A 19,335-nucleotide genomic window follows, 5' to 3' on the forward strand; every position below is an offset into this window, starting at 1 on the left:
GTAGATCCGTGGCGACCGCCACCACCGCCCTGCTCTCTTTAGGCGGCCTCCTTCTCGCATCTCACCCGGCCCTGGCCGACGTCTCCAACGGCGGCTTCGAGTCCGGCAGCCTGACCGGCTGGACCGCCGCCGGAACCACGTCCGTGGTCAACTCCGGTGCCCACAGCGGCAACTACGCCGCCCGCGTCGGCGGCACCTCACCCACCAACGGCGACTCCTCGATCGCCCAGACCTTTACCGCGCCGACCGGCACCACCCAGCTGTCGTTCTGGTACAGCGTGACCTGCCCCGACACGGTCACGTACGACTGGGCCACGGCCACCCTGACCGACACCACGACCGGCACCACGACGACCGCACTGGCCAAGACCTGCACCAACGGCCAGGGCTGGAAGCAGATCACGTCGTCCGTGACCGCGGGGCACAGCTACACCCTCAAACTCGTCAGCCACGACGACAACTACGCGGGCGACGCCACCTACACCCTCTACGACGACGTCGCCTTCACCACCGCCACCCCGCCGCCCGGCCTGACCCAGGTCAGCACCGACCCCTTCACCAACACCTCCAGCCAGCACGCCACCGAGCTCGAACCGGACACCTTCGCCTACGGCAACACGATCGTCGCCTCCTCGCAGGTCGGCCGGTTCACCGACGGCGGCTCCTCCGACATCGGCTGGAACACCTCCACCGACGGCGGCACCACCTGGCAGCACGGCATGCTCCCCGGCATCACCACCTACCAGGGCGGCACCTGGGCCCGCGTCTCCGACCCGGCCGTCGCCTACGACGCCAAGCACGGCACCTGGATGGTCGCCGGACTGGTCATCGACTCCAACGTCAACGGCGCCGGTGTCAGCGTCAGCCGCTCCACGAACGGCACGAGCTGGCAGAACCCGGTGATCGCGGTCGGAAATGACGGCCAGGGCTACGACAAGGAGTGGATTGTCTGCGACGACTCCGCCACCAGCCCGTACTACGGCACCTGCTACGTCGAGGTGGACGTCACGTCCTCGGGCAACGCGGTGGTGATGAGCCGCTCCACCGACGGCGGCGCGACCTGGTCGGCGCCCGTGGCACCGTCCGGAGGCCCGAGCGGCCTGGGCGGCCAGCCCCTCGTCCAGCCGAACGGCACGGTCGTGGTCCCCTACTCCGCCAACGGCAGCGCCGTACGCGCCTTCAACTCCACCAACGGCGGCTCCAGCTGGTCCTCCAGCACACTGATCGCCAACGTCACCAGCCACGGCGTGGCCGGCAACCTGCGCGACGGTGAGGGCCTGCCGTCCGCTGAGATCGACGGATCCGGCAAGATCTACGTCGCCTGGCAGGACTGCCGCTTCCGCTCCGGCTGCCCGGCCAACGACATCGTCTACGCCACCTCCACCAACGGCACCACCTGGTCGGCTGTGACCCGGGTCCCCATCGACGCCACCACCAGCGGCGTCGACCACTTCATCCCCGGCATCGGCATCGACCCCGCCACCTCCGGCACGACGGCGAAGATCGGCCTCTACTACTACTTCTACCCGAACGCCAACTGCACCACATCCACCTGCCAACTGGAGGGCGGCTACATCTCCTCCGCCAACGGCGGCAGCACCTGGAGCACCCCGGCCACCGTCGCCGGCCCCATGTCCCTGTCCCAGATCGCCGGGTCCACCCAGGGCAGCATGGTCGGCGACTACATCTCCACCTCCGTCGTCAGTGGCAAGGCGGTCTCCGTCTTCGCTGTCGGCAAGGCCCCGACCAACGGGCAAGCCTTCGACGAGGCCCTCTACACCGCCGGCCCGCTCACCGTCACCGGAGGCAGCGCCCGCTCCACGACCCACGGCGCGGCGACCGTCCCCTCACCGCATCTCACCAGGCCGCTGCCGGTCCGGCAGTGACCCGAGAAGACACATGGTGCGCCCCGGCGACGACGCCGGGGCGCACCTTTGTGTATGAGCACGGGACTATGGGCGCAGGAACCGGGCGCCGGACCCGGACGTCACAGTGGCGTGCGGCGACGTGAGGAGGCAGTTGTGGCGCTGGAGCAGCAAAGACGCAGGCCGGTACTCAGAGGGTCGTGCTTCGGGGCCGCCGTCGTTGCGGTCGCCTGCCTGCTGACCGCCTGCGGAAGCAGCGGCAGTAGCGCCCACTCCGGCTCCACGCCACCGCGCTCTTCCGCCGACCCGCGCGCCACAACGCCGTCGCCAAGCAGTACAGGGAGGGCAAGCCACCCAGCCTCGCCCTCCACGTCGCCATCGGCGACAGCACCTCCCGAGACTCCGTCGTCACCACCCAGGGACACCGCCAAGCCCCGCCCTACGGCCTCCGCGTCGCCCGGCTGCCTGGCAAGCTCCGCCACGATCACCCACGGCGCCGGGGACGCCTCCACCCAGCACCTGTGCGTGCGCTCCGGCACGACCGTGACCGTCGTCCTGCAACCCCGCGCCCACGGCCCCTGGCCGCAGCCGCGCAGCAGCAACCCGATGCTGGCTCTGGTGACCTCCTCCGCCACCGACGGCAAGGGCGTCACCCGGGTCACGGTGCGTGCCGCGCGCATCGGATCGGCGTCCGTGACCTGGGGTCCCGAGGGCGCGCCGCTCTTCACGCTCCAGCTGAGTGTGGCGGCATATCCGGTGCAGTGACCCGAACGCCGGACGGCCGGTGGGCCCCATGAGCGGGGCCGCACCGGCCGTCGTCGTGCTACGCAGCGTACGGGTGGCGATCAGTCCTTACGGCCCTTGAGGCGCCGTACGTCGAAGGACCAGATGCCGCGCCCGTGCGTGGCGGCGTACAGCTTGCCGTCGGGGCCGAGGCGCAGCTGCATGACGGCCGTGGTGGGCAGGTTGTGGCCCAGGACCAGCCAGTTGGTGGCGCCGGCGGGGCGGTAGAAGGTGGCCAGGTCGGTGCCGAGGGCGATGCCGCCGTTCGGGAGGAGCTTGACCGTGTCGGCGGGGACGTCGGGCAGGTTGGCGGAGATGTCCGTCCAGCTCGCGCCGCCGTCCTTGGACTCGAAGACGTGGCCCACGCCCGCGCCCGGGCCCTCGGTGAAGCGGCGGGAGAAGCCGTTGATCGCCACGTACACGTGCTGGGCGTTGGCCGGGTCGATCTCGAAGCCGGAGACGTAGCGGTTCGGGATCGTGCCGTCGACCGGGAGGTTGAGCTGGTGCCATCCGGTGCCGTCGGCGTTGCCGACCGCGATGCCCCGGGTGAAGCCCTGGTTGTTGCAGGGCCCGCACCAGCCGACGTACACGGTGCCACCCGAAGACGCGACGGCAGTGGCCACGTGGCCGGCGCCGAGGTCGTAGGCGCTGGTCCACTCCTTGCCGGAGCGGATAGCGAAGCCCTTGGTGTTGATCCACACGTGCCGGCCGCCGGCCACCCAGGTGTTGGTGTCCTTGGCGTCGGCGGTGATCGGGGCGATGAAGCGGGCGCCCGCGCCGCCCTGGTCCTTGTCGGGCGGGGCGACCTCGTACTCGGTGGCCTTGGACGGGTCGGTCGACCAGGAACCGTCGTTGACACCACAGTTCTGCGTGACCCACATGTCCAGGTACACGTACTCGGCGGCGATGTTGCAGCCGTTGGCGGGGTCGGCGATGGTGTCGCCGCCGTCACCGCCGAAGTTCGAGCCCATGACCTTGTCGTGGCCGCGCAGGATCGACTGGCCGTTGTCCTGCAGGCCGCCGGTGACGGAGACGCCGCCGTTGGTGAGGTCCTTGCCGACGCCCACGGAGTAGTACTGAAGGGTGTCGAGGGTGCCGTCGCTCAGGGACTGCCAGTCCTTTGCGTGACCGCCGGAGTCGACGGCGCCGTTGAGCGGGCGGCGGTAGATGCCGCCGTCGTTGCCCACGTACGCCCAGGTCTTGCCCTTGTAGCTGCCGATCGCGACCGCGTGCTGGTCGGAGTGGGTCGTGGGCGAGCAATCGCCGGTCTGCTTCGCCGGGTCGATGCTCCAGCAGGGGAAGGGGAAGTTCCAGTACGGACCGGGCACCGTCCAGCTCTGACCGCCGTTCTTGGTCTCGAAGACCTCTTCCAGGCCGAGGTAGACGTGGTCGGCGTTGGCCGGGTCGACCTGGAGGAACTGGTTGTACCAGGACTGGATGCCCGGCATGTAGCCCGCGCTCTGCAGCGCGGAGCCGGACGCCTTCAGCTTGGTGTAGTCCGCGATCAGCGTCCACGGCCCGAACGGCGAGCCGCTCTTCGACACGTACACGCCCTTCAGCCCGCTGTCCGGGTTGGCGGCCATCTGCGCCGGCGACTGGTCGATGGCGTACAGGCGCGAGCCGTCGGCCGCCGCGGCGAACGTCACGTTGCCGACGTCGGCGCTGCTGGTGGGCAGGTCACCGAGGCCGCTGACCGGCTTCCAGCTGCCGTCGTCCGCCTTCGCGTACAGGCCGTTGTAGGTGTCGCCGCCGCGCCAGCCGACCGCGAGGAGAACCTTGGAGGGGTCCTTCGGGTCGATGGCGATGTCGTTGGCGATGTTCTTGTACGGCGCGCTGGGGTCGTCCGCCTTCGAACCGCCCGGCAGGTAGTCCGGGTTGGGGGCGAACTCGTGCTTCCAGGGGCCGGACAGGGTGGTCGTGGAGTGCGACCAGACGCCGGTGCTGGTGGCCGCCCACACCGTGGTGCCGGCGAAGCGCAGGGCGTGGATGACGGTGGACTCCAGCTCGGCACCGCCCACGCGGTCGCCGGGCTGGAACTGGCCGTGGCGCGGGTCCTTCAGGACGTACACGCCCGTGCCGACGAAGGACGTCGCCCCCGTGTTGGACTCGCCCGTGGCGTACCAGAGCCGGTTCTGCCCGTCCAGCGAGAGGGTGCCCGTCGACAGGGACGGCAGCTTGTCGGAGATCGGCTTCCAGTGCCCGCCGCCGGTGGTGGACCGGAAGACCCCGCCGTTCGCGCCGCCCGCGTACACGTCACCGTGGTCGTCGGCCGCGATGCCGGTGATCCGGCCCGTGACATCGCCCGCGCCGCCGCTGGAGTTGGAGTTCACATCGCGGTAGCGGGGGTCGTCGGCGTTGTACGCCTTCTTGGTGACGTGGTCCCAGCTGCCGCTCGTGTGCCTCATCGACTGCAGCTGCTGCCAGGCCGCCCCGTAGGCGCCGGGCGCGACCACGCCGGGCGCGGTACGGGCCTCGGTGAACTGGGCGGTCGCCTCGGCGGAGTTCTCCGCCTCGTCGGCCCCGTCGTCATCGCCGCCTTCCGCGGCGAACGCGGACACGCCGTGCCCCGCGTGCACTGCCTTGATGTGCTGCCGGCCGATGGCGGCCTGGTGGCGTGCCTGCCAGGGGCGGGGTTTTGCGTTGTTGGGCGCCGCGTACGACTGGGTGCATACCAGTCCGAACGCGGCCGCTACGACGGTGCAGGTTATGAACCGTCGCTGGTGCTTCGGGGGCAACATGCCCGCTCCTCCCTGCGCCGGGAGCATGGGGGTGTCCCGGGCGCAGAGGGGATCTTGGCGTGACCACAACAGTCACACAAAGGGCTCACAGGAAAAATGGTGGGTTGTTTACCTTCCGCCTCACATGAACCCGAAGTTGATTCAGCCGTATCCCTCTAGGAGGGGCTTCGATCACCGGACGACCCGGTGCGGCCGAGCTCCCAAGTGTCCCGCCACTCCCGGCGCAGCCGTAGCCGTGGCCGCAGCAAAGGGACCGTAGTCCCTGCCGGTGTGGAACAGCCCGCTGTAGGCGTCCGTGGAGTTCTGTGGCGCGTTGTCAGTGGTCTCCACGAACAGGGGCCGAACGGCGAAGCGGCCGTCAGTAGCGAGGCCCTCGTAGTCGCCGAGGAAGTGCCCCCGGGCGTAAGGGGCCTGGAGCCAGTCGAAGACGCGGGAGATGCGACGCTCGGTAGCGCGGTTCTCGGCTCCAGGCGGGAAGGTGAGCAGCCAGGCGGCGGTGGGCAGGGTGGTGGTGTTCCCGGCGGTGAGGTAGCGCAGGTCGTAGTAGGTGAGCGCGACCGTGCCGCGTGCGTCCACGCTGATGGAGGGCGTGAAGGCGGGCGCGGAAGCGACCCGGTTGACCCTCGTTGGCGTCGACCAGGTCCGGCCACCGTCGGTGGAGTGGGTCAGTTCCACGGAGTTGTAGGCGCCGCCGCTGAAGTCCGAGCCCTCGTAGGCGACATACAACTCCCCTGTGTGCCGATCGATGGCGACATTCGGCAGGTCGCCACCCGCGCGCAGGGACTTGGTCGCGTCCGTGGGGGCATTGGGATCGACTTCGGGTACGGACGTGTCCTTGGCGATGGTGACCGGCTTGCTCCACGTGCGGCCCTGGTCGGTCGACTTGACCACGGCGAAGTGCAGGTCGGTGGGCGTGAACGTGCCGGTGCTGTAGTCGATGTCGTACGTCTGCCAGTCGAAGACGTCGTAGAGGGTGTCGGTGCGCGGGTCGACGACGATGACGTTGCCGATGGTCTGCGAGTGCGGAACGACCGAGGTGTCCACGAACGGGCGCGCCTTGGACCAGTGCCGGCCGCCGTCGCGGGTGGTGGAGATGTAGGCGGGCCCGTCGTAGACCTTGGCGGAGTCGTCCTCGTCGATGCGGTCCCAGACCTGGTAGGCGACGCCGGGGTGAACGGGGTCGGCGGTGACCGCGTTCTTGTCGTCCGTGAACTCGGCCTGTGTGTCGTCGATCAACGGGACCGTGTGGGTCCAGGTGCGTCCGCCGTCGTACGACGTCGAGGCGGCCACCCCGTTGCGCGCGTCGGTGGTGTCGAACACCAGACCGCTGGCGTAGACGGTGCCGTCGGGCCCCGTGCTCACCCAGCCATCAGAGGCTCGCTGATAGCTGAGGCCGCCCGGCGCGCAGTGCGAGAACGGCAGCGGGGTCTCGGTGAAATGCCGCCCGTCGTGCGTGTACGTGGCGGTCAGGCCCCGGGCTCCGCCGTTGGACCAGCGGTCCTGCTGGAAGATCCCGACCGCGTTGCGCGGATCCGCCGGGGAGACGGTGACGTACGGCTCGTCCTCGGCGGACAGGTAGTTGGTGCCGGTCCCGTCGCCGCTGATGTCGCAGGCGGCGTAAGGGTCGGTGGGTGAGACCAGATGGACTGGCTGGCGACCACCCGAGGCCGCAGAACTGCCCACTGCGGCGACGAGCAGAAACGCAGCAGCGGTGGCTACGAAAGACGCTCTTGTACGTGTGCGCATGGCGATTCCCCCAACTCCCCGAATGACGGTCTGCCTTGGGCTGTGCTGGCGCAGGTACTGGTCCCGGGGTTGCCGGGACATGAGTCGCCTGGGGAGCCTAGCCCCGCGCTGTGTGACCGGAGTTGGAGGAAGTAGTCAAGGACACGTCAATAATCGTTTACCGGGGTCGGTCAGCCGTTGGCCTGCCGGGAGCGGCCGAGGACGGGCAGGACGGCCGCCAGAGCAAGGGCAATGGCGCCGGACACCAGCAGCGGGACATGCCCGTCGGAGCCCCAGGCAAGCCCGGCCCACAGCCCGGCCAGGAGGACGGCGGCGCCGGTGATCCCCTGATAGAGGCCCTGGGCCGTGCCCTGCTGGCGGTCGGGGACGAGGCTGGAGACCCAGGCTTTGCCGACCCCGTCGGTGCAGGCGGCGAATCCGCCGTACAGAGGCAGGACGACGAAGACCAGCCAGGGCGCATGGATGAGACCGAGGCCCAGATATCCGACGGCGAAGAAGACCAGGCCCGCCGCGAACACCAGCGGGCGTGGCAGCCGGTCGGAGAGGGCTCCGGCAGGGTAGGACAGGGCGGCGTAGGCGAGGTTGTAGACCGCGTACGCGCCGACGACCCCGGCCGTGGACAAGCCCAGCTCGTGGGCGCGCAGCAGGAGCAGCGCGTCGGGAAAATTGATCAGATTGAAGGCGAACAGTACGGCCAGGACACGCCAGTAGGGGCGGGGCAGGGACCGCCACCGGGCTCGTACGGCCTTCGTAGAAGCACCACCTGTCCGGCCCGGATCACGGACGACGGCGACCAGGGCCACCGAGGCGACGGCCGGGATCACCGCGACCCAGAACAACGGTCGCAGGCGGTGGTCGAGGCCCTCGTACAGCGCGAGACCCGCCAGCGGGCCGACCACGGCGCCAGCGGTGTCGGCCGCCCGGTGCAGCCCGAACACCCTGCCGCGCTGTCCCTGGGGAACACCGGCGACGAGCAGAGCATCGCGCGGTGCGCCCCGCACCCCCTTGCCCAGCCGGTCGACCACCCGCGCCACCAGCACCAACGGCCACACGGTGGCAAGGGCGATGAGCAGCTTCCCCAGGGCGGCCAGCCCGTATCCGGCGCCGATCAGCGGCCGACGGGCGAATCGGTCGGCTAGGCGCCCCGAGGCGACCTTGGTGACCGACGCGGCGCCCTCGGCAAGGCCCTCGATCGCGCCGACCACGGCGGGCGGGGCGCCGAGCACGGTGGTCAGGAAGATCGGCAGGATCGGATAGAGGAGCTCACTGGCGGCGTCCTGGAGGAAGGACACCCCGCACAGCACTTTCACGTTGTGGGTCAGCCACGCCGGACGTGCTGCCGATGAACGCGTTGGCGTTGGGGTCCCGTTCACGGGTGCAAGATCTCCAGGAACCGGCCGAGCGCCGAGGTGGCGTCGGCCAGCGCGAGTGCCGTCGCGGTGACCAGGGACGCGGCCAGCAGCGCGGCGCTTCGGCGGCTTTCCGGGCGAGCGCCCTGCAGGGCACGGACCCGCTCGGTCACCTGGTGGCGCAGGTAAGCCAGCGCCGTGGCGGGTCCCCGGCCGGTGCCGGCGAGGGCGGCTCGGGCCAGCGAACGGGCCGCGAGCGGCCGGCTGGCCACCGCGTGGGCGGCGTCCTCGTCGGCCCAACGCTCCAGTGCGAAGCCGAGTTCGCCGCGCAGACGCCTCAGGATGGGGTTGAGCGCAGAGGCCATCTCGCCCAGGGCCGCGTAATGGTGGTGTCGGTGAGCCAGGTGGGCATGCTCGTGTGCCAGCAGCACCGCCCGTTCGTCGACAGGCAGCGCACGCAGCATGCCGGAGGTGACCACGATCCGCCGGGGCCGGCCGGGCAGGGCGTAGGCGTCCGGCTGGTCGTCGGCCAGCACGATCAGGTCTCCGGCCGCAGGCAGGCGCCGCAGACCGGCCAGTGCCCGCATCTCACGGCGGCGCCGCCACACAGTGCGCGCAAGCCTGGACAGGCCGCAGGACAGCAGAGCGGCAGCCAGCACCCCGAGCGTGCGCGGCACCGGGTCGGCGGCGGCGAGCGCGGCGGGGTCGGGACGTGTATAGGCGATGACCTCGCCGATGCGGCCCAGGCCACCGGCCGCCAGGACCAGCAGACCCCAGACCGTGGACAGCGCCGCCACCGCCGAGATGGCCGCCAGCATGCGGGCCGCGGCAGCCGGTGCGAGCTGCCGGGTCAGACGAGGGCCGACGGCAGCCAGCACGGCGGGCGCCAGAAGCAGGAGGTACACGGTCAGGTACACGAACGTCGTCGCCTTTCCGGACCCGCTCAGTCGGTGGAGTCGAGCAGGGCGCGCAGGGCGGTCTGCTGGTCGGCGTCCAGGGTGTCCACGAAGTGCTGGAGCACCTCGGCGCGGTGGCCGGTGCGGCGCAGGGCGGCGTTCATCTCCTGGGCGGCCACCTCGGCCGCGGCCCGGCTGGGTGTATAGGCGTACGCGCGGCCCACGGGCTCTCGATCCACCAGGCCCTTTGCGCGGAGGCGGCCGAGTACGGTCAGCACGGTCTTGTAGACCAGACCGTCGCCGAGCTGCTGGTGAACCTCAGCGGCGGTCATCGGCCCGTCGCCGGCCCACAGCGCGGCCATGATCTCCGCCTCCAGCGCCCCGGCCGGACGCCGGGCACCCGCCTCCACAGCGTCGGCCCGATCGCGTGGGCTCGGCATGGTCAGCTCCCTTTCCTTCCCGTCCGCCGTCCGTCGTTCCGAGGGCGGGGACACTTCTTTGTCGCACATCCTGTAAGACTCAGGCTAGTCTCACAGCGTGTAAGACTTCGCGGAGCCGTGCTGCTTCGGCGGAGCAGTTCGTCGCACATAGCGTCACCCCGTTCAAGGAGAACGACCTTGGCTTCGACCGCAACGACCCGGTGGCCGGCGCGGGCCACCATACTGGCCCTGCCCCTCGCCCTGTCACTGGCCGCGATGCCCGTCGCTCACGCCGACACCCTCGCAGAGGGCTCCTACACCCCCTACGACCAGGGCGTACGGCACGTCGCCACCCTCGCCGGGTACCTCTCCTACGGGCTGATGGCGCTGGCGGTGTGCTTCGGCATCCTGACCACCACCGGATGGGCCCGCCGCAGCGTGCGACGCGAGACCCTCTACGGCGGGCACATGATGCTCGCGGTGATCTGCCTGGCCTTCGGCTGCATCCACGGCATCGCCTACGCATTCCAGACCGGCCAGCACTTCTCGTACGTCAACGTGGTCATCCCGTTCGTCAACGGCGGCGAGCCGGAGGTCGCCTTCGGCATCATCGGTCTGGAGCTCGGCCTCGCGGTCGCCGTCTCGATCTGGGTCCAGCGCAAGCTGGGCTACCGCCGCTGGCACCTGGTGCACTACCTCACCTATCCCGCCTTCGGCCTGTCGCTGCTGCACACCATCACCGCCTCCGCAGAGGTCCAGGCGCTCGGCCTGCTCGGCATCTTCGTGCTCGGCATCGCCGCCGCTCCCATCCTGCTGTTCGTGCTGCGGCTGCTGCCGGCCACCACCGCGGTCGCCACCCGCATCGCCCCGCAGGAGGTGTGACGCCGGTGTCCGCATCCCACACCGCGGTCAACGCCTTCGGCCCGCACGTCACCGTCCCCACCGCAGCCCCTGCCGCTGCGGCGCCGGCGGTGAAGGTCAGCGTCGACAACAACCACTGCGAGCTGTACGGCATCTGCCAGCAGGAAGCGCCACAGGTCTTCGACCTCGGCCCCGACGGCCGTCTGCGCTACGACGCCGCCCCCGACGCCTCCCACACCCCGGCGGTCCGTCAGGCCGCCCGCTGCTGCCCCATGCAGGCCATCACCCTCACCACCCGGGAGAAGCTGTGACGAGCGCGGCCACCAACCGAATCGCCGTCGTCGGCACCGGCCTCGCCGGCCTGTCCGCCGCCGAATGCCTCCGCGAACTCGGCTGGCGCGGCGAGATCACCATGATCGGCGAGGAACCCCACCGCCCCTACAACCGCACCCCGCTGTCCAAGCAGCTCCTCACGGGCGATCGCCAACCCCCGGACCTGGCCCTGGTCACCCACACCGAACTGGACGCCTCCTGGCGCCTGGGCACCCGCGCCCTCGGCCTGGACATCGACCGGCGGGAACTACTCCTGCCAGGCGGCGAACAGCTCCCCTTCGACGGCCTGGTCATCGCCTCCGGCGTAGAGGCCCGCCACCTGCCCGGCGCCCCACTGCACTCCGAGCGGGTGTGGATGCTGCGCACCCTGGCTGACGCCCGCAACATCGACGCCGCCCTCGCCAAGGCCCGGCACGTGGCGGTGATCGGTGGCGGCTTCATCGGCTGCGAGATCGCCTGCACCGCCCGCACCCGCGCCGTCGACGTCACGATCATCGACGTCAGCCCCACCCTGCTCCACCGCTCCCTCGGCCCCGCCCTCGGCACCGTCGTCGGCGACCTGCACCGCGACCACGGCGTCCGCCTCCACCTCGGCGTCGGCGTTTCCGGCTGGTCCCAGGACAGCAGCGGCGTGACCGTGATGCTGGAGGACGGCGAGACCGTACGCGCCGACGCGGCCGTGGTCGGCGTGGGCACCATGCCTCGCACCGACTGGCTCTGGCACACCGGCCTCGACGTCACCGACGGCGTTCTCTGCGCACCCACGACCCATGTGGTGGGAGCAGACGGCTATGCGATCGACGGCATCGTCGCCGCGGGAGATGTGGCCCGCTGGCCCAACCTCCGCTTCGACGACACCCCGCGTCGCGTCGAGCACTGGATCAACGCCATCGAAATGGGCCGCCACGCCGCCGACGCTCTCCTCCAAGGCCCCCAGGACGCCGCTCCCTTCACCCCAGTGCCCCGCTTCTGGTCCCACCAGCACGGCGTACGCATCCAGTCCGCCGGCATGCCCGGGCTCGGCACCGACATGACGATCCTCGACGGCGATCCCGCCAAGCGGCGCATGGTGGCGGGATACACCCGCCCCGGCCCCGACGGCGCCCCCGTCCTGGTCGGTGCGGTTGCCTTGGACTCCCCCCGCACCCTGAGCGACTACCACGACCGGATCGGCCATCCCCTGGCCTCCATACCAAGGGACCACCGAGCTGCTTGAGGCGTCCTGCCGGGACACGGTCGCGCGAGCCGAGTGGCAGGGAACTCAGCGGCGTCCATAACCGCCCCTTCAGGCAGCAAACTCCGTTGCGCACTCCTCGATCCAACGGGCGAGAACACTCAAGGTCGCCAGGTGCTCCAGTGCCTCCTGCTCGGTCCGGGACACCTCGTCCTCGTGGGCGGCGACATTACGAATGGCCAGGAAGGTGCCGGCGGCGAGGTACTTGGCGACTTCTTGCCGGGCGCGCCACGTCGGTGTGTTCCCGTCTCCGGGGAAGCGCAGGCGCGGCTTCCCCGGAGCCGGGTCCTTCAGGTCGAAGGTCTGGAGGCAAAGGTCGGTCGCCCCAATGTCGTGACGGTTCAGCTTTTGCTGGAGGCGGCGGTTCACGGACCGGGCCGCAGCAAGAACCGCGTCCTGCCGGGCCTCCGCAGCCCACAGCGGTGCTGCCGGCAGGCCCTGCTCTGCCTCGCCGGGCGCCGACCCAACGTCCTCTTCGCGATGCTCAGCGACGGCGCCTTCTACGCACCCCGGCCGGCGGCCTCAGTAACTTGACCCGCGGCTCAGCGAGGAGAACGACTCGATCAGTCGCGACATCGAAGCCGAGCACCGGATGGCCATAGTCGCCCTCCGGATCCATCAACACCGGCTGGCCCAACCGGCGTCCGATCTCCCGGCGGAACCGCAGATCACATCAAGTCGCGCGTGGCCCTGCAACTCCCGCAGGTCGACGTCGAAGTCGACTTCATCGTCGGCATGAAGACGAAAGATCGCCAACACATCGGCAGTCGGCCAGACCCTCAGGTCCGGGCACCCGGCATCCGCCGGGCGGGACAGCACGGCCTCCGCCCGGGGCACCGGAAGCACCGCCTCCCCTTCGGAGTACTGGCACTTCCAGCCCCTCTCCGCGACAAGATCGAGAACCGCCTGCCAGTCCTCCAACGAAGCATCCGGGCCACGCTCGTCCGGCAGCGACCCCATCAAGTCCGGGGCGAAGTAACAGCTCACGTCACCCCACAGCAGATCCACCACCCCGCCATGCTGCCCGGCACCCCGGCCCAACACACCCCCGCTTCCCTCGGCCAAAGACATGGGGGCACCCGCCGGCCCCCGCCGGTGTTCCGTCGCGGCGGACGCTGCGACACGGAACACCGGGAGCCGACCAATTGAGGCTCAGGAGACGTTGACTGCGGTGTCGTCGATGACGAAGGAGGTCTGGTTGGTGTAGTCCTCGGTGCCGGTGAACTTCAGCGTGACGCTCTGGCCGGCGAAGCTGGACAGGTTGAAGGACTTCTGGACGTATCCGCCGGCCGCGTTCAGATTGGAGTACGTCGCCAGTGTGGTGGAGTTCGCCTGGACGGTGAGCTTGTCGTAGGCGGTGGTGGTGCTGGTCTCGGCGGTGTCGATGTGCAGGTAGAGGGAGAGGGTCGCCGTGCAGCCGGCCGGGATGGTCACCGACTGAGACAGGGTGTCGGTGTGGGTGGAGCCGTAGCCGTCCAGCCAGGCGTCCCAACTGCCGGTGTGCGGGGGCTCGGCCGAGGTGTTGCTGATGACGCCGGAACCCGTGGTCCACGGTGCGGAGGTGCCCGCCTCGAAACCCGGGTTGCCGATCAGCTGGGCGGGGGTGCAGTTGCCGCCACCCGCGGGATTCACCGTCCAGGTGAAGGACGTGCTGCCAGAAGGGCCAGTGCTGTCGTGCGCGGTGACCGTGACACTGTACGTGCCAGCCGTCGTGGGCGTACCCGAGATCACCCCGCTGTTGGAGTTCTCCGACAGACCAGGGGGCAGGCCGGTCGCCGAATAACTTAGCGTCCCACCCGCGGTGTCGGTCGCGGAAATAGGCAGCGAGACCGCCGTACCGACCGTGCCGGACTGGCTGCCGGGGCTGGTGACCGTGACGCTGCCGCCCGTGCCGGTACCGAACTGCACGTCCAGCACGCTGTGCAGTTCGATGGCGTTGGGGGCGACCCCGGTCTGGCCGTGGTTGAAGTCGAAGAAGCCCACGCCGGTGAGGGAGACGGGCACGTTTGCCGTCTGGAAGCTACCGGTAGCCGTGTACTTCGCGTCGAACTCGCCACGCGCCTTCTGGATGCTGGACAGCAGCGGGCTGCCGCCGCCGACGCACGCAGGGTCCGGGATCTCGCCGATCATCGTGTGCCCGGAGCCGTCGCTGAGGACCAGGTGGTAATCGGAGTCGGCTTCGAGCTTGTACTGCGTCAGCGTCGCTTGAAGCCGGTAGACGGTGGTCTCCGTCGGCTTCACCCGGTTGTTGGCCGGGAGCGAGGAAGGGGCGGGGAGCGCGTCGAGCGACGCGATGGTGGTCGAGGTGGTGGACTGTAGGTTGATCGACCCGGCATCGGCGTCGGTGCCGGTCTTCACCGACCACCGCTCCACACCGCAACTTCCCGTAGTGGCAGCGCTCTTGGCGACCACGTCCTCGTGTTCCTCGGCGTCGGGAGTTGAGTGATAGCGCGCTCCGGCGCTGCTGCTGGTGGCGGTCAGGGACAGTACCGTCGCGAGCGTGGCGGCCAGGGTGGCCGCCAGGTAAATCCACCATCTGTTCTTCTTGAGCACGGAGATACTCCCGGAGGCGCGGGGGCGGTCCGGCAGCCCAGAGCCGTGGAACTTGGGGGCCGCCGGTGGGCATCTGTGCGTGTGCTGTGCGTGGTGGAACTGCCCTGAAGTGTGACGAGCCCCTGGTTGACACGCATAGACCCATCACGTAAACAACTGGCCGCGTACGGTCAAGAATTGGCCAGCCTGCGGCCTGGATCGGGGGGACCTGCGAAGCGGCCCAGCATCCGCTCGCTGCGCAAACTGCCCGACGGACGGTTCACCACCCGTCTGTGACCTGACCTGCCGCCCGATGCTGCACGGCGCGCGCGGGCGTAACCACGGTGCCCCGGGCGGCCGTTAGATTTGTACGACGAAAACCAATGCACGCGCCGAGGGCACCTACTCAAGGCGGGGCGAAGGCGACCCTCGCAGTCTGATGACCGCTGTGCGTCTATGCGCAGGTTGGAAACTCCTGCCATGGACCTGATGGAGATGCCTCTCCCTCCGAGGCGGTGCAGGCGTCTGACGTGGTCATCACCATGGGCTGCGGGGACACCTGCCTCGTCTTCCCGGGCAAGCGGTACCTCGACTGGCAGCTGGATGACCCGGCCGGCCAGGGCGTCGGCGCTGTCCGCCCGATCCGGGACGAGATCGAGCAGCGCGTACGCGGCCTGCTCGGTGAGCTCGGCCTCCCAGCCACGGCTGACGGCCGCCGGACCGGCCGTTAGTGGGGCTTGACCTTCGAGTCGGGTTGAAGGTTTACCGTCGGCGGTGTGACGACCTACCGCATCTCACACCTGGCCGAGCGATCCGGTCTCCCGGCCACGACACTGCGTTTCTACGAGAGCGCCGGACTGCTGCCGGCTGGGCGCACCGCCTCCGGATACCGCGTCTATGGCGAGGACGCGGTGGAGCGGCTGGCTTTCATCTCTTCGGCGAAACTGCTGGGCCTGGCGCTGGAGGAGATCCGCGACCTGCTGGAGATCCGCCAGGCGGGCGTGTGCGCCTCGGTACGGGCCCGGATGCTGCCGCTGATCGCCGACCGGATCGCGGACACCGACGGCCGGATCGCCGAGCTGCTCGCCTTCTCCGCCCACCTGGCTGCAGTCCACATCGAGTTGTCCGGCCCGGCGCCCGATGGCGCATGCGGCCCGGACTGCGGCTGCACCACGACCAGCACCCCGCAGGCCGGGCCAGTGCTGGTAACGCTCTCACCGACCCGCCCCGCTGCCGACCGGACGGTAGGCCCGGATCCGGAGGAGTGGCGGGATGCCCCGGTCGCCTGCACCCTCGGCGGCGCCGAGCTCGGCGAGCGAACCGAGCAGTGGCGCGCGCTGGTGGAGAAGGCCGAACAGCGCGAGGAGATCACCGACGGGCTGCGGCTGTCCTTCCCGCCGGACGTCGAGCTCGCCGGACGGCTCGCGGCGCTTGCCGCGGCCGAACAAGGCTGCTGCGCGTTCTTCGACTTCACCTTGCACCTGACCCCCAGCGCCATCCAGTTGAACGTGCGAGCACCCGAGAACGCCGCCGGGATGCTGGCCCATCTCTTCGGAGCACCCGCATGAGCCCGTCGTCCTCCCGCCCGTCCCGCACCTGGGGCACCCTCGGCGCCGGCGCGGCCGCCCTGGCCGCCTGCGCGGTGTGCTGCGTGGGCCCCCTCCTGGCGGTGCTCGGCGGCATCGGCGTCACCTCGGCGATCGGGGCCCTGTGGATGCCCGCCCTCGCGGTGCTGGCCGTGGCCGCCGGAGTGGGATTCTTCGTCGTGCGCCGACGTCGCGCGGTGTGCCGCACCACCCCGGCCCGCGCCGATCTCGGCATGCCCAGCGTCGGTCCGCCGCCCAAGGACAGCGCACCGATGCACTGAGGACTACAGATACCGCCGGTGTCCGCGCCGGTGGGAGGGCCTGTGTGGATGCGCATGCGGCTGCCGCCGGGCAGCCGGTACGAGGGCGAAGGAGCAGTCGGGGTGCCTGAGCAGGGACCGCAGGGCCTGGTCGAACGGATGGAACACCACCAGGTCGCGATCTACCTCGCGGCGATGGCCGCCGGAGGACTGCTGGGTTGGCTCGCCCCGGACGTCGGCCCAGGGCTGGAGCACGCCATCAACCCCGTCCTCGGCGCCCTGCTGTTCGTCACCTTCCTCCAGGTCCCGGCCGCCGAACTGGTCCGCTCGCTGCGCGACGGCCGGTTCCTGACCGCGGCGCTGGTGGTGAACTTCGTAGTGGTGCCGCTGGTCGTCGCCGGGATGATCGCCTTGCTGCCCGCCGACCAAGCCGTCCGGCTCGGGGTGCTACTGGTGCTGCTGTGTCCGTGCGTGGACTACGTGATCGTCTTCTCCGGGCTGGCCGGCGGATCCAGCCGCCGCCTGCTGGCCGCCACCCCGCTCCTCCTCGTCGCGCAGATGCTGCTGCCGGGGTTCCTGTATCTCTTCATGGGCCCCCGCCTGGTCGCCTCCGCCGAGCTGGATCCTCGCACCCGCAGCCAGGCGGGCTCGCTCCCCCTGATGATCGCCACCGGCATCGGCCTGTACAACTTCGCCGAGGGCCTGGCCATCGGTAACTCCGCCACCCAGGGACGCCCGTGACACCCGCTGTTGGCTGCGGGCTGTCATGGCGGGGTGGGCCGTGTCAAAGGACAGCGCGGAGTCGGCGGTCCTGCTGCTGAGTGAACTGGTCAGCAATGCCGTTCTGCGCGCCCGGAACACCTGCCGCGTTCTGGTCACCGCCCAGTTGCGGTGGGGCCTGCTGGAGTGCGAGGTCGAGGACCCGAGCTGAGGACCCGGGCGCACCGAACACAATGCGGCAGAGGGCGGCGCACCAACCCGTCTCGAGCTGGTCGGTGGTGAGGCCGCACCCCTGCGGGGCAGCCTGACGCCGGACACCGCCGTCGAGGATCCTACCGAGTCCGGCCGAAGGATACCCCTGCTGAACGCGCTCGCCGGCGCGCGAGGCGTCCGCCACCACAGCCGGGGAAAGAGCGTCTGGTTCGTGCTGCCGACCCGCCCCAACTCCGTCGCCGCGGTCGCGGCCAGGCCCCCTGGCAGCTTTGCTGACGGCCGTATCCCCGGCCACGTCGGCCGGTCCGCCTGAGGCCGCAGGCCCCGAACGAGCATCAGAATGACGCTTTCGCGGTACCACCGGATGGCGTCGCACCCGGCAGCACACCTACGGGAAGCGGCAGGTTGGTCACCACGAACTGGTTCAAAATGTCGTCGCGATCCATGAACATGATCTGGCTACGCTTCGCCGCGTCCAACGCGTTGCCCAGCCAGTTGCGTGCAGCCTTGGTGATCTCCCCGCCGGCCACGATGAACGCATGGTCGACGAGGACGCGCCGGTTGGTCTCGGGGTCGAAGATCTCGTGCGCCAGCATCATCAGAGCCTGATTGTGGATCTCAGCGATGTTGGCATTGCCCGCCCTGGACTTTCCGGTGGCGTCCAGTTTCCCGCGCTTCACCTGGATGCCGAAGTACAGGAAGTGCTGGGTCGGCAGGGTGTACCGCATCCAGATGTCCTTGCCGTACTCCAGCGCCTTGTCCCGGTGCCCGGCTGCAGTGATCCGGTGGAAGCCCAGTTGACGGAAGAGTGGCAGCAGCACCTCCTCAATGAGTGCATCCTCACTGCACGTGTCCAGGAACGCAGCAAGTGCTGTACGCCGCTGCATCTCGGCGGCGCTCAGAGGACGATGCGGGTTCTTGGCCAACATCGAGACAGTGTTCGTTCCGATGTGCCGCAGGTAGCAGTGCTTATCCTCCCCGTAGAAGGCTTCGAACCCTTCCCGGGCGAGCGCATTGTTCAGCAAGCGCAGGGCATTGGGCCGGTCGAGACCCTCATTGAGGGCATCCGCCGGACTCATCAGGTGGTCGATCACCCTGCAGAAGGACTCCGGTGGGTGTGAAGGCCCCTCGTGCGGCTCCGCCAATAATTGTTCCAGCACTCCAGCGACCCAGCGGTGCCGCGTCGAACCGTCGTGCTCGAAATCCATGTCGAGTTCCGCGAAGAACTCGGTGATGTAGCTGCTCGAGCGATACGGGAAAGATGCAGGCTCGGCCTCAGCTTGAGGATCTGCCGCACCGAGGTTTCCGCAAATGAGGTCGCCGAGCATTTCTAGCGTTCGCTTTCTGAACTTCACGACGCCCTCCCCAGAGCCGCTCCCCCAGCCACCGCGTGCGGACTATTGTGCCCTGTCACCGCAGAACGTCCGGCACGTACGACCAAGCCCGGTTTCGTCACGGGTGCAGCATCAACGGTGGCCACGACGTCACACATCCACCGACAGTCGGCATACCGCTGAGCCCGCCCGAGCAGTGCACACCGCGCCTCACGGATGATCCCTGTCTTGCTGGCTGCGATCGCAAATCCAGCGTCGCCGAGCGCATCGCAGGAACACCAACTGCACGAGGAGCCGAGCGCGTCATGCGCGCAAGCACAGTCGAGCTCGAGACGAAGCCCCACCGGAGTGCTCCGGTGGGGCTTCGTCTCGTGGCTCCGGGCAGAGGCCCCGCCAGCATGCTCCCCGGCGCGGCATTGCCCTATCACCGCCCTGTCACAGGCGCTGTCACACGTCTGTCACCAAC

15 protein-coding genes and 4 pseudogenes are annotated in these 19,335 nt (G+C 69.7%); 10 read left to right on the plus strand and 9 right to left on the minus strand.

All coding sequences use genetic code 11. The annotated features are described in order from the left end of the window. Nucleotides 1-8 precede the first annotated feature (8 nt). Together ACIP94_RS14890 and ACIP94_RS14895 are read left to right on the plus strand one after the other, a co-directional pair. The gene (locus ACIP94_RS14890; protein WP_402424690.1) at nt 9-1,886 is read left to right on the plus strand and encodes an exo-alpha-sialidase; all 1,878 of its coding nucleotides are present in this window, start codon (nt 9-11) and stop codon (nt 1,884-1,886) included. A 504-nt stretch (nt 1,887-2,390) separates the two neighbouring features. Further along, nucleotides 2,391-2,630, plus strand: coding sequence for a hypothetical protein (locus ACIP94_RS14895; RefSeq protein ID WP_402424693.1), 240 nt, complete (start codon nt 2,391-2,393; stop codon nt 2,628-2,630). 80 nt (nt 2,631-2,710) lie between these two features. Here ACIP94_RS14895 and ACIP94_RS14900 read toward each other — a convergent pair whose 3' ends face one another. From ACIP94_RS14900 to ACIP94_RS14920, 5 genes are all read right to left on the minus strand, one after another. Beyond that, entirely contained in the window at nt 2,711-5,386 is a 2,676-nt protein-coding gene (locus ACIP94_RS14900) for a WD40/YVTN/BNR-like repeat-containing protein (protein WP_402424696.1), read from the minus strand. A gap of 171 nt (nt 5,387-5,557) precedes the next feature. After that, nucleotides 5,558-7,132, minus strand: coding sequence for a neuraminidase (sialidase) (locus ACIP94_RS14905; protein WP_402424699.1), 1,575 nt, complete (start codon nt 7,130-7,132; stop codon nt 5,558-5,560). 170 nt (nt 7,133-7,302) lie between these two features. Then, the gene (locus ACIP94_RS14910) at nt 7,303-8,424 is read right to left on the minus strand and encodes an MFS transporter (protein ID WP_402424702.1); all 1,122 of its coding nucleotides are present in this window, start codon (nt 8,422-8,424) and stop codon (nt 7,303-7,305) included. A gap of 77 nt (nt 8,425-8,501) precedes the next feature. Further along, entirely contained in the window at nt 8,502-9,398 is an 897-nt protein-coding gene (locus tag ACIP94_RS14915) for a M48 family metalloprotease (RefSeq protein ID WP_402424704.1), read from the minus strand. 26 nt (nt 9,399-9,424) lie between these two features. Then, a complete protein-coding gene (locus ACIP94_RS14920; RefSeq protein WP_263214202.1) occupies nt 9,425-9,817 on the minus strand; it encodes a BlaI/MecI/CopY family transcriptional regulator in 393 nt (130 codons plus the stop codon). 177 nt (nt 9,818-9,994) lie between these two features. Here ACIP94_RS14920 and ACIP94_RS14925 point away from each other — a divergent pair, with 177 nt between their 5' ends. Genes ACIP94_RS14925 through ACIP94_RS14935 form a run of 3 tightly spaced genes read left to right on the plus strand, consistent with a single transcriptional unit; the run spans nt 9,995 to nt 12,206 of the window. Further along, the gene (locus tag ACIP94_RS14925; protein ID WP_402424708.1) at nt 9,995-10,678 is read left to right on the plus strand and encodes a ferric reductase-like transmembrane domain-containing protein; all 684 of its coding nucleotides are present in this window, start codon (nt 9,995-9,997) and stop codon (nt 10,676-10,678) included. A 5-nt stretch (nt 10,679-10,683) separates the two neighbouring features. Next, nucleotides 10,684-10,968, plus strand: coding sequence for a ferredoxin (locus ACIP94_RS14930; RefSeq protein ID WP_402424711.1), 285 nt, complete (start codon nt 10,684-10,686; stop codon nt 10,966-10,968). After that, the gene (locus ACIP94_RS14935; protein WP_402424713.1) at nt 10,965-12,206 is read left to right on the plus strand and encodes an NAD(P)/FAD-dependent oxidoreductase; all 1,242 of its coding nucleotides are present in this window, start codon (nt 10,965-10,967) and stop codon (nt 12,204-12,206) included. The genes ACIP94_RS14930 and ACIP94_RS14935 overlap by 4 nt, the downstream gene beginning before the upstream one ends. Before the next feature lie 69 nt (nt 12,207-12,275). Here ACIP94_RS14935 and ACIP94_RS14940 read toward each other — a convergent pair whose 3' ends face one another. From ACIP94_RS14940 to ACIP94_RS14950, 3 genes and pseudogenes are all read right to left on the minus strand, one after another. Next, nucleotides 12,276-12,659: a TIGR02391 family protein gene (locus tag ACIP94_RS14940; protein WP_402424967.1), complete on the minus strand. Its 384-nt coding sequence runs from the start codon at nt 12,657-12,659 to the stop codon at nt 12,276-12,278. A gap of 49 nt (nt 12,660-12,708) precedes the next feature. Continuing rightward, nucleotides 12,709-13,235, minus strand: a pseudogene (locus ACIP94_RS14945) (hypothetical protein). Between the two features lie 141 nt (nt 13,236-13,376). Continuing rightward, nucleotides 13,377-14,105 (minus strand): annotated as a pseudogene (locus ACIP94_RS14950) (putative Ig domain-containing protein); the annotation flags it as partial. A 1,157-nt stretch (nt 14,106-15,262) separates the two neighbouring features. Between ACIP94_RS14950 and ACIP94_RS14955 the strand changes: the two are divergent. The 5 genes and pseudogenes from ACIP94_RS14955 to ACIP94_RS14975 form a co-directional block, all read left to right on the plus strand. Further along, nucleotides 15,263-15,487 (plus strand): annotated as a pseudogene (locus tag ACIP94_RS14955) (phosphotyrosine protein phosphatase); the annotation flags it as partial. Between the two features lie 45 nt (nt 15,488-15,532). Further along, nucleotides 15,533-16,324, plus strand: a complete 792-nt coding sequence (locus ACIP94_RS14960) for a MerR family transcriptional regulator (RefSeq protein WP_402424716.1) — start codon at nt 15,533-15,535, stop codon at nt 16,322-16,324. Beyond that, nucleotides 16,321-16,623: a hypothetical protein gene (locus ACIP94_RS14965; protein ID WP_402424718.1), complete on the plus strand. Its 303-nt coding sequence runs from the start codon at nt 16,321-16,323 to the stop codon at nt 16,621-16,623. The genes ACIP94_RS14960 and ACIP94_RS14965 overlap by 4 nt, the downstream gene beginning before the upstream one ends. Nucleotides 16,624-16,761: 138 nt before the next feature. Continuing rightward, nucleotides 16,762-17,229: pseudogene (locus tag ACIP94_RS14970) on the plus strand (bile acid:sodium symporter); the annotation flags it as partial. A 154-nt stretch (nt 17,230-17,383) separates the two neighbouring features. Beyond that, a complete protein-coding gene (locus ACIP94_RS14975) occupies nt 17,384-17,533 on the plus strand; it encodes a hypothetical protein (RefSeq protein ID WP_311695689.1) in 150 nt (49 codons plus the stop codon). A gap of 337 nt (nt 17,534-17,870) precedes the next feature. Here the strand turns inward: ACIP94_RS14975 and ACIP94_RS14980 are convergent, their stop codons facing one another. Continuing rightward, on the minus strand, nt 17,871-18,890 hold the full coding sequence (locus tag ACIP94_RS14980) for a hypothetical protein (protein WP_402424720.1): 1,020 nt from the start codon (nt 18,888-18,890) through the stop codon (nt 17,871-17,873). Nucleotides 18,891-19,335 lie beyond the last annotated feature (445 nt).

The sequence above is a fragment of the Streptomyces sp. NPDC093261 genome (genome assembly GCF_044753645.1).
In the GTDB taxonomy this organism is placed as follows: Bacteria; Actinomycetota; Actinomycetes; order Streptomycetales; family Streptomycetaceae; genus Streptomyces.